Genomic DNA, 15,440 nt, shown 5'->3' on the forward strand with positions numbered 1-15,440 from the left:
CATGGCGAGAGGGAAACGCCCGGTTACATTCCGAACCCGGAAGCTAAGCCTTTCAGCGCCGATGGTACTGCATGGGGGACCGTGTGGGAGAGTAGGACGCCGCCGAACAATGTGTGTGGAGAGGGCCTCGCCGGCATGCCGGCGGGGCCCTCTCTTTTTTGGTGTGTTCGGGGTGGTGTGGTGTCCGGGGATTGGGTTCCGGGGGCCGCGCCACCCCTCTTCTTTTTTCGCGTCCGGCGGGCAGCCCTCCGGCGGGGACCCCTTTCCTCCACCGTTCCACCCGGCGGGTAAGGTCAGGGGGCATCGTTGGCACGGACTCACGGGAGGTCCCGGGTGGAGGCCCAGGAGACACGCGTCCAGACGGACCGTGTCCTCACCATCCCCAACATCCTCAGCATGGCGCGGCTCGTCGGGGTGCCGGTCTTCCTGTGGCTGATCCTCTGGCCGGAGTTCGGAGGGCCCAACGCCGACGGATGGGCGCTGCTCGTGCTCGCGCTCAGCGGCATCAGCGACTACCTGGACGGCAAGCTCGCCCGGCGCTGGAACCAGGTCAGCAGCCTCGGTCGTATCCTCGACCCGGCCGCGGACAGGTTGTACATCCTCTCCACGCTGGTCGGACTGACGTGGCGCGGGATCCTTCCGCTCTGGCTCACCGGGCTGCTCCTGGCGCGAGAGCTCATGCTGCTGGTCGCCGTCTGGGTCCTCGATCGCCACGGATATGCACCACCGCAGGTCAACTTCCTGGGGAAAGCCGCCACCTTCAACCTGATGTACGCCTTCCCGCTGCTGCTGCTCAGTGACGGAACCGGATGGCTCTCGTCACTGGCTGCTATTTTCGGATGGGCGTTCGCAGGCTGGGGTACAACCCTGTACTGGTGGGCAGGAATCCTCTACGTGGTTCAAGTCCGCCGACTTGTCAAGGCGGACGCCGCAGCCGACTAGGCCCCGTCTCTCGTCGGGGGCTGCGAGACCCGAGTGGCCCTTCAGCAGATTCGCGGGTCTCCTCGGCGGGGCACAGTCGGCATGTATGTCGTCTCTTCAAGGAGGACGCTTCCGACATGAAGGCCGTCGTAATGGCCGGCGGCGAAGGCACCCGTCTTCGCCCGATGACCGCGAGCATGCCCAAGCCACTGCTGCCGGTGGCGAACAGACCCATCATGGAGCATGTGCTGAGGCTGCTCAAGCGGCACGGTCTCACCGAGACCGTGGTGACCGTACAGTTCCTGGCCTCCCTGGTCAAGAACTATTTCGGTGACGGCGAGGAGCTCGGAATGGAGCTCACCTACGCCAACGAGGAAAAGCCTCTCGGCACCGCAGGTAGCGTCAAGAACGCAGAGGAAGCCCTCAAGGACGACTCTTTTCTCGTCATTTCCGGTGACGCCCTCACCGACTTCGACCTGACCGAGCTCATCAATTTCCACCGCGAGCGCGGCGCGATGGTGACGGTGTGCCTCACGCGGGTGCCCAACCCGCTGGAGTTCGGCATCACCATCGTCGACGAGGACGGGAAGGTCGAGCGGTTCCTGGAGAAGCCCACCTGGGGCCAGGTCTTCTCCGACACCGTCAACACCGGTATCTACGTCATGGAGCCGGAGGTCTTCGACTACGTCGACCCCGACGTCCCCGTGGACTGGTCGGGCGACGTCTTCCCGCAGCTCATGAAGGAGGGCAAGCCGGTCTACGGCTATGTCGCCGAGGGCTACTGGGAGGACGTCGGCACCCACGAGAGCTACGTGAAGGCCCAGGCCGACGTTCTCGAGGGAAAGGTCGACGTCGAGATCGACGGCTTCGAGATCTCCCCCGGCGTCTGGATCGCGGAGGGGGCCGAGGTCCACCCCGACGCGGTGCTGCGCGGGCCGCTGTACGTGGGCGACTACGCCAAGGTGGAGGCCGGCGCCGAACTCCGGGAGCACACGGTCATCGGCTCCAACGTGGTCGTCAAGAGCGGCGCCTTCCTGCACAAGGCCGTCATCCACGACAACGTCTACATCGGCCCCCAGTCCAATCTCCGCGGCTGCGTCATCGGCAAGAACACCGACGTGATGCGCGCCGCCCGGATCGAGGACGGCGCGGTCATCGGCGACGAGTGCCTGGTGGGCGAGGAGTCCATCGTCCAGGGCAACGTCCGCGTCTACCCCTTCAAGACCGTCGAGGCCGGCGCGTTCGTCAACACGTCCGTCATCTGGGAGTCGCGCGGCCAGGCCCATCTGTTCGGGGCCCGCGGCGTCTCCGGCATCCTCAACGTCGAGATCACGCCGGAGCTGGCCGTACGGCTGGCGGGGGCGTACGCCACGACGCTGAAGAAGGGGTCGACCGTCACCACGGCCCGCGACCACTCCCGGGGCGCGCGTGCCCTCAAGCGCGCGGTGATCTCGGCCCTCCAGGCGAGCGCCATCGACGTGCGCGACCTGGAGAACGTGCCGCTGCCCGTGGCACGGCAGCAGACCGCACGGGGCAGTGCCGGCGGCATCATGATCCGTACCACGCCGGGCATCCCCGACTCCGTCGACATCATGTTCTTCGACGAGCGGGGCGCCGACCTCTCCCAGGCGGGGCAGCGCAAGCTGGACCGCGTCTACGCCCGCCAGGAGTACCGCAGGGCGTTCCCGGGCGAGATCGGCGACCTGAGCTTCCCGGCGAGCGTGTTCGACTCCTACACGGGGACGCTGCTACGGGCGGTGGACACCACCGGCGTGGCCGAGTCCGGTCTCAAGGTCGTCGTGGACGCCTCCAACGGAAGCGCCGGACTCGTCCTGCCCAGCCTGCTCGGCCGGCTCGGCGTGGACTCGCTGACGATCAACCCCGGACTGGACGAGTCGCGGCCGACCGAGACCGCGGACACCCGCCGCTCCGGCCTGGTGCGGCTGGGGGAGATCGTGGCCTCGGCCCGGGCGGCCTTCGGAGTGCGGTTCGACCCCGTGGGCGAGCGGATCTCGCTGGTCGACGAGCGCGGCACGATCATCGAGGACCAGCGGGCGCTGCTGGTGATGCTCGACCTGATCGCCGCCGAGCGGCGCAGCGGCAAGGTCGCCCTGCCGGTGACCACGACCCGTATCGCCGAGCAGGTGGCCGCCTACCACGGCACCCAGGTGGAGTGGACCACGACCTCGCCGGACGACCTCACCAGGGTCGGGCGGGACGAGACCACCATCTTCGGCGGCGACGGCCGCGGCGGGTTCATCGTGCCGGAGTTCAGCAGCGTCTTCGACGGCACGGCGGCCTTCGTGCGCCTGCTCGGGCTCGTGGCCCGCACCCAGCTCACGCTGAGCCAGATCGACGCCCGCATCCCGCAGGCCCACGTGCTGCGCCGGGACCTGGCCACCCCCTGGGCGGTCAAGGGCCTGGTGATGCGCCGGGTCGTCGAGGCCGCGGGGGAACGTTTCGTCGACACGACCGACGGTGTGCGCGTGGTGGAGTCCGACGGGCGCTGGGTCATGGTCCTGCCGGACCCGGCCGAGGCGGTCACCCACCTGTGGGCCGAGGGCCCCGACGACGCCTCCGCGCAGGCGCTGCTCGACGAGTGGTCGGCGGTGGTCGACAGCGCCGGACGCTGACCGGCCTCCGGGGCGTGCCGGCCCCGGAGCCGCCGCGTCACCGTGCCGCCGAACGGCCGCGCTCCGGTGCTCCGGAGGCCCCGTTCGGCGGCACGGGCCTCGACGTGCGACGATGTGCGGCATGTCGCAGCAGCACCCCGTACGGAGCACCCCCACACGGCCTGCGCGACCCGACGCCTCCATGTCGCTGCTGACCAATGTGATGGAGCACAGCCTCGACGACGGCTACGCGGAGGCGGCGGCCCGCCGGGGCGTCGAGGGCCGGTCCGGACTGCCCCGCACGCTGCGGGGGAAGCTCGTCCTGGCCGCCGGCCTCGTCCTGGCCGCGCTGGTGGTCACGCTGGGGGCCGCCCAGGCGCGCTTCGAGGCGCCCACGGAGGCCCGGGAGCGGCAGGAGCTGATCAACCGGATCGAGGACGGCGGCCGGGACGCCGACGGCCTCCAGGAGAGCGTGGACGGCCTCCGCGAGGAGGTCGCGGCGATGCAGCGCGAGGCGCTCCAGGACCACGGCGGCGACCGCAGCGAACTGGTCGCCCTGCTGGCCGGGGCGGTGCCGGTCCAGGGACCGGGGATCAGGCTCGTCGTCGACGACGCCGAGGACTCCGGACCGGGCGAGGGCGGCGGGCCGCGTCAGAGCACCAGCTTCGCCGACACCGGGCGGGTGCGGGACAGGGACCTGCAGCGGGTCGTCAACGGGCTCTGGGAGTCGGGGGCCGAGGCGATCTCGGTCAACGGGCAGCGCCTGACGGCCCTGTCCGCCATCCGCGCCGCCGGTGACGCCATACTCGTCGACAACAAGCCGCTGGTGCCGCCGTACACCCTGCTCGCGGTGGGGAACGGAAAGGACCTGAGCGCCGCCTTCCAGGACAGCAGCGACGGCCGGTACCTCGACGTGCTCCAGGACAACTACGGCATCCGCACCGGCATCTCCGTGCAGGAAGAGGTGCGGCTGCCCGCCGCGCCCAGCCTCACCGTTCGTACGGCAGAGCCCGTGAAGACAGGAAAGGGCAGCACATCGTGATCGCCGTTTTGGGCCTCATCGTGGGAGTCGTGGCCGGACTCGTGGTCCGTCCCGTGGTGCCGACGGTCGTCGAGCCCTACCTGCCGATCGCCGTCGTGGCGGCGCTGGACGCGGTCTTCGGCGGACTGCGCGCGATGCTGGACGGCATCTTCGACGACAAGGTCTTCGTGGTGTCGTTCCTGTCGAACGTGGTGGTGGCCGCCCTGATCGTCTTCCTCGGCGACAAGCTGGGCGTCGGCGCGCAGCTGTCCACGGGCGTCGTGGTGGTGCTGGGCATCCGTATCTTCTCCAATGCCGCCGCCATCCGGCGGCACGTCTTCCGGGCGTGATCGAGCGATGAGCGACGACAGGATGACACCGGGCGGCGGCCCGGACGACGGGCGGCGGGCTCCGGCCGGGCGCGAGCGGCTGATCCGCGGGCTGTGGCCGCCGCGGGTGAACCGCAACCAACTCACCGTGGCGCTGCTGCTGTTCGTCCTCGGACTGGGGCTCGCCATCCAGGTCCGCTCCACCAGCGAGAACAGCCCGCTGCGCGGCGCGCGGCAGGAGGACCTCGTACGGATCCTCGACGAGCTCGACAGCCGCACCCAGCGGCTGGAGGAGGAGAAGCGGAAGCTGGAGAACCAGAAGTCCGAGCTGGAGAACAGCTCGGACCAGGCGGAGGAGGCCCGCCGGCAGACCCAGGAGCGGGCACGGCAGTTGGGCGTGCTGGCCGGCACGGTCGCGGCCGAGGGGCCCGGCATCCGCATGACGGTGAGGGACGACACGGACACGGTGGAGGCGCACATGCTGCTGGACACGATCCAGGAGCTGCGGGCCGCGGGCGCCGAGGCGATCGAGATCAACGACGTGAGGGTGGTGACGAGCACCCATTTCACCGACAGCGACGGCGACATCAGGATCGACGGCCGCAAGGTGGTCTCGCCGTACCGGTTCGAGGTCATCGGCAAGCCCCAGGACCTCGAACCGGCGCTCAACATCCCGGGTGGCGTCGTCCAGACCCTGGAGAAGGAGCAGGCCACTGTGTCCATAACCCGTTCAGAGAAGATCGTCGTGGATGCCTTGCGATCGGCGAAGCGGCCTGACTACGCTCAGTCGTCATCACAGTGAGCCGACGCGTGAAGAAACCGGGGGTCGGCGCGCTTGCCGGCCTGCGGGTAAGGGAAACTGTCCGAAGGCCGGGGACGTTGTGAGGGCGTCCGGTTCGGCCACCGTGAGCATCGAGGGTCTGTCCTGCCCCACGGGCGGGTCTGTTTCGTGCGAGGGGAATCGCCCGTGAGTTTTCTTGGGAAGTTGTTCGGCAAGCGCCAGGACGCCGGTGAAGGCGCCCGGCACCGTGCGCCGCGCGGTGGCGAGTCCGCCGCCGAGGGAGCGGAGCGTCCGCTCTTCCGTGACGAGGTCGCCCCCGGCGGCGACAATTCGAGTGGTCACGGCCCTGTCTCTGTTGACCGGGGAGTGCCCGGCCGCATAGGTTCCGAGGCACCATCAACCTCAAGTACGGGTGGAGGGTCCGACTTGCCGGTCTGTGCGAGGTGCGGGAACCGGGCCGCCGAGGCGAGCCGGTTCTGCTCCAACTGCGGTGCGCCGCTGCGGGGCGGCGCCGCGCCCGAGCGCTCCTCGGAGACGACCTCCACCATCTCGATCTCGGGCATCGAGGCCTACGAGGCGGAGATGACGGGGCAGACGGCCCTGCCGTCGCTGTCTCCCGAGGCCCAGGCGGCCGTGGACGCGCTGCCGATGGGATCGGCGCTGCTGGTGGTGCGCCGGGGGCCGAACTCCGGCAGCCGCTTCCTGCTGGACAGCGAGCTGACGACGGCGGGGCGCCACCCCCAGAGCGACATCTTCCTCGACGACGTGACCGTCTCCCGCCGCCACGTGGAGTTCCGGCGCGGGCCGGACGGCCGGTTCACCGTCGCCGACGTCGGCAGCCTCAACGGCACGTACGTCAACCGCGAGCGGATCGACTCGGCCGTGCTCAACAACGGTGACGAGGTCCAGATCGGCAAGTACCGGCTGGTCTTCTTCGCGAGCCAGCGCACCGTCTGACCCACCGCCCCGGGGGCGTCCATGCTGCCATCACGGTCCGGCGGTGCCCGCAAGGGCGCCGCCGCCGCGAAATCCGGTCCGATGAGCATCGGCGCCGTACTCCATCTGCTGCGGGACGAGTTCCCCGAGGTGACCGTCTCCAAGATCCGCTTCCTGGAGTCCGAGGGCCTGGTGGAGCCGCAGCGGACCCCGTCGGGGTACCGCAAGTTCAGCGCGGCGGACGTGGAGCGGCTGAGCCGGGTGCTGCGCCTGCAGCGCGACCACTACCTGCCGCTGCGGGTCATCAAGGAGCAGCTCGACGCCCTCGACCGCGGCGAGGAGGTCAGCCTGCCCGGCCCGGCGCGGCCGTCCGACGTCATCGACCCGTTCGGCCCGCCGGAGGGGGTCCCGGCCCCGGCCGCCGGTCCGGACGACGGCGGCCCGCAGGGCTCCGCCGGCGCGGCCAGCAGCTCCGCCCGCCCCCGTACGGCGCGGCTGGGGCGGGCGGAGCTGCTGGCCGCGGCGGAGGTGGAGGAGGGGCAACTGGCGGAGTGGGAGTCGTACGGCCTGATCGGACCCGGCCGGGACGGCGGGTACGACGCCGAGGCCGTCACCGTCGCCCGGATCGTCGCGGACCTGGGCCGGTACGGCCTGGAGCCGCGCCACCTGCGGGTGGTGAAGGCGTCCGCCGAGCGGGAGGCCGGGCTGGTCGAGCAGGTCGTCGCGCCCCTGCGGCGGCACCGCAACCCCCAGACCAGGGAGCACGCCGAGACGACGGCGAGGGAGCTGGCGACGCTGGCCGTGCGGCTGCACGCGGCCCTGGTGCAGTCGGCGCTGAAGGCCCGACCGCGTTGATACGCACTGATACGCGCCGATACCCGCCGGGTCCGGGGTGCCCGACTACCCAAAGGGGGCGCACAGGTCCTAGGGTTGCTGTGTGAACGAGCTCGACGTTGTGGGTGTCCGGGTCGAAATGCCCTCCAACCAGCCGATCGTTCTCCTGCGAGAGGTGGGAGGCGACCGGTACCTTCCCATCTGGATCGGTCCGGGCGAGGCGACCGCGATCGCCTTCGCCCAGCAGGGCATGACGCCCGCCCGCCCCCTGACCCATGACCTGTTCAAGGACGTCCTGGAGGCGGTCGGCCAAGAGCTCACCGCCGTGCGGATCACCGACCTCAGAGAGGGCGTCTTCTACGCCGAGCTGGTCTTCGCCAGCGGCGTGGAGGTGAGCGCCCGCCCGTCCGACGCCATAGCGCTGGCCCTGCGCACCGGGACGCCGATCTACGGCAGCGACGGGGTGCTGGACGACGCCGGGATCGCGATCCCGGACGAGCAGGAGGACGAGGTGGAGAAGTTCCGCGAGTTCCTCGACCAGATCTCCCCGGAGGACTTCGGCACCAGCAACCAGTGAGCGCATTCGGCGCCAGACCATTCGGGCACCTATTCCCGCGACGGGGGCACGCGAAACCACTCCTTGGGTGATTATCACTCGGCGTGCCGAGTGTGGCGATCGTTGACGCACCCCGGGTGACTGCCTACCGTCGATTGGGCAGGTCCCGGGCGTATCCGCGGGACGTGAAGGACGGAGGGTCGGCGTGAGAAGCACCGGCGACAGCAGGGCGGCGGGCGATCCGTATCCGTTGCGCGGATCCTCCATACGGCCTCCCGCCCAGTCCGCTTCCCCGGCGCGGGACGCCGCACCCGAGCACATCGGCTACCGCGGCCCGACGGCGTGCGCGGCGGCGGGCATCACCTACCGGCAACTGGACTACTGGGCCCGCACCGGCCTGGTCGAGCCCGGTGTCCGCCCGGCGTACGGATCCGGCACACAGCGGCTCTACAGCTTCCGCGACGTGGTCGTCCTGAAGATCGTCAAGCGGCTCCTGGACGCCGGGGTGTCCCTGCAGAACATCCGCACCGCCGTGAGGCACCTGCGCTCGCGCGGGCTGGAGGACCTGGAGCGGATGACGCTCATGAGCGACGGCGCGACGGTCTACGAGTGCTCCTCGCCCGACGAGGTCGTCGCCCTCCTCCAGGGCGGCCAGGGCGTCTTCGGGATCGCGGTCGGGGTGGTGTGGCGGGACGTCGAGGCGGCCCTCTCCCAGCTGCACGCCGAGCGGGTCGACACCGGGGAGACGATCGTCGGGAGCAACCCGGCCGACGAACTGGCACGGCGCCGCAACCGGGCGGGCTGAACCGGATGGGGTCCGGCCGCCACCGCCGCGGGGCGGGCCGACACGGCGGGCCCGAGGGGCACGGCCGTCGCCCCCTGTCAGTGGCGTAGGGCAGCATCGCAGGTGTGAGAGGGGCACCGACGGTCCTGCACCTGGACATGGACGCGTTCTACGCCGCCGTGGAGCAGGCGACCAAGCCGAGCCTGCGCGGGAAGCCCGTGATCGTCGGCGGCCTCGGCCCGCGCGGGGTGGTCGCCACCGCCTCCTACGAGGCACGGGCCTACGGGCCGCACTCGGCGATGCCGATGGCCCAGGCCCGCCGGCTGTGCCCGAACGCCGCCTACCTCACGCCGCGCTTCGGGCTCTACCGCCGGGTGAGCGAGGTGGTGATGGGCCTGCTGCGCGAGCTGTCGCCATTGGTGGAGCCGCTGAGCCTGGACGAGGCGTTCGTGGACCTCCAGGCCGGGGAGGCGAGCGGTGCGGCGGGGGAGTGGACGGCCGACACCGCCCGCGCCGTCGGGGAGCGGCTGCGGCGGGACATCCGCGCCGCCACCGGGCTCAGCGGCTCGGTCGGGCTGGCCGGGTCCAAGATGCTCGCCAAGATCGCGTCCGAGCAGGCCAAGCCCGACGGGCTGGTGGTGATCCCGCCCGGCACCGAGCGGGCGCTGCTGGCGCCGATGCCGGCGCGTACGCTGCCCGGTGTCGGGCCCGCCACCGCCCAGACGCTGCGCCGGGCGGGGATAGCCACCGTCGGCGAGATCGCCGAGGCGGGGGAGGCGGAGCTGGTGCGGCTGCTGGGCCGGGCGCACGGCGGGGCGCTGTACGTGATGGCGCAGGGGATCGACGAGCGGCCGGTGGTCGCCGAGCGGGACGCCAAGTCGGTCTCGGTCGAGGACACCTTCGACACCGACCTCACCGACCGCGCGCGGATCCACGCGGAGGTCGCGCGGCTGGCCGACCGCTGCGTCGAGCGGCTGCGCGCGGCGGGACGCTCCGGGCGCACGGTGGTGGTCAAGGTCCGCAGCTACGACTTCTCCACGCTCACCCGTTCCGAGACGCTGCGCGGCCCGACCGACGATCCGGCGGTCGTGAGGGAGGCCGCCGCCCGGCTCGTCGAGAGCGTGGACACCACCGCCGGAGTGCGGCTGCTGGGGGTGGGGGTGAGCGGGCTGGCCGCCTTCACCCAGGAGGACCTGTTCGCACAGGCCGGCGCCCGGGCCGCCGAGCCCCCTGGCGTCCGGCCGCCGGAGCCCGCTCCGCCCGTGGCGGCGGGCCCGGCGGCCGGGGAGGACCACGGGGCCGTACGGCGCTGGCTGCCCGGTCTGGACGTACGGCACGCGCGGTACGGGCCGGGCTGGGTGCAGGGCAGTGGTCTGGGACGGGTCACGGTGCGGTTCGAGTCGCCCGGCTCACCGCCGGGCCGGGTGCGCACCTTCGCGGTGGACGATCCGGAGCTGGAGCCGTCCGAGCCGCTCCCGCCGTGGGGCGGTCAGCCCTCGGAGCCCGCGATCCGCCCGAACGTCATGTCCTCGTCGGAGGCGGGCGAGCCGACGCCGGGCACGTCCAGCCCGTAGTGGTGGTAGAGCTGCAGTTCCTGCTCGGGGGAGAGGTGGCGGCCCACGCCGAAGTCCGGAGCCTCCTTGACCAGGGAGCGCTCGAAGGGCACCCGCAGCACTCCGTCCACCACCTCGCTGGCCTCCAGCGGGACGAAGGCGTCGCGGCTGAAGAGCCCGGTGCGCACCGCCGCCCATTCGGGGACTCCGGTGGCGTCGTCGAGGTACACCTCGTCCACGGTGCCTATCTTCTGTCCGGTGAGGTCGAGCGCCTTGAGGCCTATCAGATTCCGCGGATTGATGTCGATCTGCACGGCGGTCCCTCCAACTCCTCGCACGAAGAAGCGCCTGCTCGCAAACAGTCGCCACAAACAACCAAAGGGCACATTCGGCGCGTCGGCCACTCGGGCGGGGAGGCGGGGCCGCCACCGGACTGACGGCACCGGGCGCTGGTAGGCTCTGAAGTGGCTGTTGACCCCGAGCGGGAGAGTCCTCCGGTGACAGTGCCGGGGGCGCCGAAGGAGCAAATCCTCCCCGGAATCTCTCAGGCTCACGTACCGCGCGGGTGAGGTCACTCTGGAAAGCAGGGCGGGCCACGACGCACGACGCCGCAGCCCCTCCTCACCGACGGTGAAAGCCGGGCCGCGGACACGGGCCGGTGAAGCTCTCAGGTCGTGATGACAGAGGGGGAGGCCGTTCGGGCACCCGTGCCGCGGTGCCCCCCGCAGGTCGCGAGACCAGGAGGCCTCCAGATGACAGCAGACCGCACTCCTCCCACCTCCTTCGCCGAGCTGGAGCGGGGCAGGCCCTTCGAGGAGCGCCACATCGGGCCGGACGCCGGCGAGCGGGCCAAGATGCTCGCCCAGGTCGGCTACGGATCGCTGGACGAGCTGACCGCCGCCGCCGTACCCGAGGTGATCAAGAGCACCGAGGAGCTGGACCTGCCCGCGGCCCGCAGCGAGGCGGAGGTCCTGGCCGAGCTGCGCTCCCTCGCGAAGCGCAACCAGGTGCTGGACTCCATGATCGGCCTGGGCTACTACGGCACCTTCACCCCGCCGGTCATCCTGCGCAACGTCATGGAGAACCCCGCCTGGTACACGGCCTACACCCCGTACCAGCCGGAGATCTCCCAGGGGCGCCTGGAGGCGCTGCTGAACTTCCAGACCGTGGTCGCCGACCTGACCGGCCTGCCCACCGCCGGCGCCTCGCTGCTGGACGAGGGCACCGCCGCGGCCGAGGCCATGGCGCTGTCGCGGCGCGTCGGCAAGGTCAGGGACGGCGTCTTCCTGGTCGACGCCGACTGCCTGCCGCAGACCATCGCCGTGATCGAGACCCGCGCCGAGCCCACCGGGGTCGAGGTCGTCGTCGCCGACCTGTCGGACGGCATCCCCGCCGACGTCGCCGAGCGCGGCGTCTTCGGCGTCCTGCTGCAGTACCCGGGCGCCTCGGGCGCGGTGCGCGACCTGCGCCCGGTGATCGAGCGGGCGCACGAGCTGGGCGCGGTCGTCACCGTCTCCGCGGACCTGCTCGCCCTCACCCTGCTGACCTCGCCCGGGGAGCTGGGCGCCGACATCGCGGTCGGCTCCAGCCAGCGCTTCGGCGTGCCGATGGGCTTCGGCGGGCCGCACGCCGGGTTCATGGCGGTGCGGGAGAAGTTCGCGCGCAGCCTGCCCGGCCGCCTGGTCGGGGTCTCGGTGGACGCCGACGGCACCAGGGCGTACCGCCTGGCCCTGCAGACGCGCGAGCAGCACATCCGCCGCGAGAAGGCCACCAGCAACATCTGCACCGCCCAGGTGCTGCTCGCCGTGATGGCCGGGATGTACGCCGTCTACCACGGCCCCGACGGGCTGGCCGCCATCGCCCGCCGCACCCACCGCCACGCCGCCGTCCTCGCCGAGGGGCTGCGCCGGGGCGGGGTCGAGGTCGTCCACGACGCGTTCTTCGACACCGTCACCGCGCGGGTGCCCGGCCGGGCCGCCGAGGTCGTCGCCGCCGCCCGCGAGGCCGGGGTCAACCTGCGGCCGACCGACGCCGACCACGTCGGCATCGCCTGCGACGAGACCACCGGGCGCGCGCAGCTCGCCGCCGTGTGGGGCGCCTTCGGCGTGGAGGCCGGGGCCGGGGACGTCGAGGCGCTGGACGAGGCCGCCGGCGAGGTGCTGCCCGGCGAACTGCTGCGCGGCGACGACTACCTGACCCACCCGGTCTTCCACCAGCACCGCTCCGAGACCGCGATGCTGCGCTACCTGCGCCGCCTCGCCGACCGGGACTACGCGCTGGACCGCGGCATGATCCCGCTGGGCTCGTGCACCATGAAGCTCAACGCCACCACCGAGATGGAGCCGGTCACCTGGCCGGAGTTCGGCGGACTGCACCCCTTCGCGCCCGCCGAGCAGGCCGAGGGCTACCTGACGCTGATCCGCGAGCTGGAGGAGCGGCTGGCGGAGGTCACCGGCTACGACAGGGTCTCCCTCCAGCCCAACGCCGGCTCCCAGGGCGAGCTCGCGGGCCTGCTGGCGGTACGGGCGTACCACCGCGCGAACGGCGACACGGACCGCACCGTCTGCCTGATCCCCTCCTCCGCGCACGGCACCAACGCCGCCAGCGCCGTGATGGCCGGGATGAGGGTCGTCGTGGTGAAGACCGGCGAGAACGGCGACGTGGACGTCGAGGACCTGCGGGCCAAGATCGACAAGCACCGCGGGGAACTCGCGGTGCTGATGGTCACCTACCCCTCCACCCACGGCGTGTTCGAGGAGCACATCACCGACATCTGCGCGGCCGTGCACGAGGCGGGCGGCCAGGTCTACGTGGACGGGGCCAACCTCAACGCGCTGGTCGGCCTGGCCAAGCCGGGCAAGTTCGGCGCGGACGTCTCCCACCTGAACCTGCACAAGACCTTCTGCATCCCGCACGGCGGCGGCGGCCCGGGCGTCGGACCGGTCGCGGTCCGCTCCCACCTCGCGCCGTACCTGCCCAACCACCCGCTCCAGCCCGAGGCCGGCCCGGCCACGGGCGTGGGGCCGATCTCGGCGGCGCCGTGGGGTTCGGCGGGCATCCTGCCGATCTCGTGGGCGTACGTGCGGCTGATGGGCGCCGAGGGGCTGCGCCGCGCCACCCAGGTGGCGGTGCTCGGCGCCAACTACGTCGCCAAGCGGCTGGAACCGCACTACCCGGTGCTCTACACCGGTCCGGGCGGCCTGGTGGCGCACGAGTGCATCATCGACGTCCGCCCGCTGACCAAGGCCACCGGCGTCAGCATCGACGACGTGGCCAAGCGGCTGATCGACTACGGCTTCCACGCCCCGACGATGTCCTTCCCCGTGGCCGGGACGCTGATGATCGAGCCCACCGAGAGCGAGGACCTGGCGGAGCTGGACCGCTTCTGCGACGCGATGATCGCGATCCGGGCGGAGATCGAGAAGGTCGCCTCGGGGGAGTGGAACGCGGAGGACAACCCGCTGCGCAACGCCCCGCACACCGCCGCGCAGCTCGCCGGTGAGTGGAAGCACCCGTACGAGCGCGGGGAGGCGGTGTTCCCGGCCGGCGTCGTGGCCGCCGACAAGTACTGGCCGCCGGTGCGGCGCATCGACGGCGCCTACGGCGACCGCAACCTGGTCTGCTCGTGCCCGCCGATGGACGAGTACGACGGCTGAGCGCGGCCGGAGGGTCCCGCCGTGCGGGCGGGACCCGGCGCGTTCGCCGGTGGCGTGCCGCCCGGGTGCCGTTCCCGGACGGCGCGCCGCGGCGTCCGCCGTCAGGCGGCGGCCGTGACGTGCCCGGCGTCCAGTGGCCGGTGCGGTGCGATGACCTGCCCGTCGGGCAACAGCTCACCGGTGTCCTCGAAGAGCAGGACGCCGTTGCACAGCAGGCTCCAGCCCTGCTCCGGGTGGTGCGCCACGAGATGGGCGGCCTCCCGGTCGGCGGAGTCGGCTGACGGGCAGGGCGGTTGGTGCTGACACATGGTGGAGTTCTTTCGCTGCGATGTCGTGGTACTGCGGTTCGATGCGTGATCCATGACCGCCCCCGTGTCTCTCGGTCGATTCCCCCCAGTGTTGTCCCGCGGCCGGAATTCCGCAGGGATTTCGCCGCGGCTCCCCTCACGTTTTGATGACGCTTGCTTCCCGGACGCGGTTGCGCGGCCCGGAACCATCCGTTCGGGTGATATCGGCGCCGTGAATGACTAGTTATCCGGGAGGGCGGAACAGCGCGGCGATCCCGGGCGGGGCCGGAGCCAGCGGCACCAGCAGGTCGTCCGGGGCGGGCGAGCCGTCGGTGGCGTCGGCCTCCGTGTCGCCGTGCAGCCACAGCGTCAGCATGTACAGCTCCGGCACCGACAGCAGCCGCGGCTGGTACGTCACCGGCAGCGTCTCGGCACGGCGCAGCGCGGTCTCGGTCGAGGCGACGAAGGGCCCCTCGCAGAAGTGGGAGAACGTCCAGCCGTCCGCCGTGAGCATCGCCTCGGCGGCGCCCACCACGCCGTGCGCGTCCCGCAGCAGGAAGCGCCAGCCGGCCAGCCTGGTGCGGGGCGGCCCGGCCGAGGCGGTGATGCCGTCCAGCACGTGGAGGGGGAGGGAGAGGTCCGGGTGCACCGAGCCCGTCCGGGCCCGGGGGCCGGGGGGAGTGAGGTCACCGCGGAGGCCGGTGGGAGAACCGAGGGCCGCGTGCACGCTGCGCAGAGCGGGTGCCGGGGCCGGTTGGACACGCAGGGGCATGGTGGGTCGCCTCTCGCTCGGAGACACGGTGGTGCTCGGCTGGCGCAGACGGCGCTGTCGGCGTACGGAGGGCCGGAAAGACCGTGAGGAAGGCCGGGAAGGAGGGTGGCGGCGGATGCGCGCCCGTCGAGGGTCGCGTCTCAGCCGCTTTTGTGGAGTTTATACGACGGTTGTTCAGCCGGTGTTTCGGCTACCTGTCTCGCATGTTACCGGCAAGAGGGCATCCGGACATTTCTCGGCGGTGTTTCATCTGCGAGTCCTCGAGCGGTCCGCCGCTGACCTGGCAGGTGACTGGTCATGCGGTCGTCCGTATCTTTTCGGTATTCCTCGCGAGTGAGGACCGCTAAGCCGACGGTAACGACGTATGCCTTGGGAATGTGCCCGGTGAAAGCCTGCGT

General features: G+C 71.6%; 14 protein-coding genes, 1 rRNA gene and 1 riboswitch. Of the genes, 12 read left to right on the top strand and 3 right to left on the bottom strand.

Going from position 1 to position 15,440, the window contains the following annotated elements; all coding sequences use genetic code 11:
- The 11 genes from rrf to QC029_RS23865 all read left to right on the top strand — a co-directional run.
- Positions 1-108, top strand: a 5S ribosomal RNA gene (gene rrf / locus QC029_RS23815); the annotation flags it as partial.
- 225 nt (positions 109-333) lie between these two features.
- Positions 334-942, top strand: a complete 609-nt coding sequence (locus QC029_RS23820; RefSeq protein ID WP_279557820.1) for a CDP-alcohol phosphatidyltransferase family protein — start codon at positions 334-336, stop codon at positions 940-942.
- Between the two features lie 116 nt (positions 943-1,058).
- Positions 1,059-3,554 carry a mannose-1-phosphate guanyltransferase gene (locus QC029_RS23825; RefSeq protein ID WP_279557821.1) on the top strand — a complete coding sequence of 832 codons (2,496 nt, stop codon included), beginning with the start codon at positions 1,059-1,061 and terminating at the stop codon, positions 3,552-3,554.
- Between the two features lie 121 nt (positions 3,555-3,675).
- Complete coding sequence (locus QC029_RS23830; RefSeq protein WP_279557822.1) at positions 3,676-4,575, top strand: DUF881 domain-containing protein; 900 nt, start codon at positions 3,676-3,678, stop codon at positions 4,573-4,575.
- Positions 4,572-4,904 (top strand): small basic family protein, encoded by a 333-nt coding sequence (locus QC029_RS23835; protein ID WP_027750352.1) that lies wholly within the window; start codon positions 4,572-4,574, stop codon positions 4,902-4,904. The genes QC029_RS23830 and QC029_RS23835 overlap by 4 nt, the downstream gene beginning before the upstream one ends.
- A 7-nt stretch (positions 4,905-4,911) precedes the next feature.
- Positions 4,912-5,685 carry a DUF881 domain-containing protein gene (locus QC029_RS23840; protein WP_279557823.1) on the top strand — a complete coding sequence of 258 codons (774 nt, stop codon included), beginning with the start codon at positions 4,912-4,914 and terminating at the stop codon, positions 5,683-5,685.
- 123 nt (positions 5,686-5,808) lie between these two features.
- The gene (locus QC029_RS23845; RefSeq protein WP_279557853.1) at positions 5,809-6,621 is read left to right on the top strand and encodes an FHA domain-containing protein; all 813 of its coding nucleotides are present in this window, start codon (positions 5,809-5,811) and stop codon (positions 6,619-6,621) included.
- 21 nt (positions 6,622-6,642) lie between these two features.
- Positions 6,643-7,455: a MerR family transcriptional regulator gene (locus QC029_RS23850; RefSeq protein WP_279557824.1), complete on the top strand. Its 813-nt coding sequence runs from the start codon at positions 6,643-6,645 to the stop codon at positions 7,453-7,455.
- Positions 7,456-7,537: 82 nt separating this feature from the next.
- Entirely contained in the window at positions 7,538-8,011 is a 474-nt protein-coding gene (locus QC029_RS23855) for a bifunctional nuclease family protein (RefSeq protein WP_093658537.1), read from the top strand.
- A gap of 184 nt (positions 8,012-8,195) precedes the next feature.
- Positions 8,196-8,795: a MerR family transcriptional regulator gene (locus tag QC029_RS23860; protein WP_279557825.1), complete on the top strand. Its 600-nt coding sequence runs from the start codon at positions 8,196-8,198 to the stop codon at positions 8,793-8,795.
- Between the two features lie 104 nt (positions 8,796-8,899).
- Positions 8,900-10,348, top strand: a complete 1,449-nt coding sequence (locus QC029_RS23865; protein WP_279557826.1) for a DNA polymerase IV — start codon at positions 8,900-8,902, stop codon at positions 10,346-10,348.
- Here QC029_RS23865 and QC029_RS23870 read toward each other — a convergent pair.
- Positions 10,264-10,641 (bottom strand): PRC-barrel domain-containing protein, encoded by a 378-nt coding sequence (locus QC029_RS23870; protein ID WP_279557827.1) that lies wholly within the window; start codon positions 10,639-10,641, stop codon positions 10,264-10,266. The genes QC029_RS23865 and QC029_RS23870 overlap by 85 nt on opposite strands.
- A gap of 158 nt (positions 10,642-10,799) precedes the next feature.
- Positions 10,800-10,897: riboswitch (glycine riboswitch) on the top strand.
- Positions 10,898-11,079: 182 nt separating this feature from the next.
- Here QC029_RS23870 and gcvP point away from each other — a divergent pair.
- Complete coding sequence (gcvP, locus tag QC029_RS23875) at positions 11,080-13,983, top strand: aminomethyl-transferring glycine dehydrogenase (RefSeq protein WP_279557828.1); 2,904 nt, start codon at positions 11,080-11,082, stop codon at positions 13,981-13,983.
- A 101-nt stretch (positions 13,984-14,084) separates the two neighbouring features.
- On the opposite strand, the gene QC029_RS23880 is transcribed toward gcvP, so the two are convergent.
- Positions 14,085-14,291, bottom strand: a complete 207-nt coding sequence (locus tag QC029_RS23880) for a DUF5999 family protein (protein WP_279557829.1) — start codon at positions 14,289-14,291, stop codon at positions 14,085-14,087.
- A 223-nt stretch (positions 14,292-14,514) separates the two neighbouring features.
- Positions 14,515-15,042: a hypothetical protein gene (locus QC029_RS23885; protein WP_279557830.1), complete on the bottom strand. Its 528-nt coding sequence runs from the start codon at positions 15,040-15,042 to the stop codon at positions 14,515-14,517.
- Positions 15,043-15,440 lie beyond the last annotated feature (398 nt).

The organism is Streptomyces sp. DH37, assembly GCF_029813835.1.
Taxonomy (GTDB): domain Bacteria; phylum Actinomycetota; class Actinomycetes; order Streptomycetales; family Streptomycetaceae; genus Streptomyces.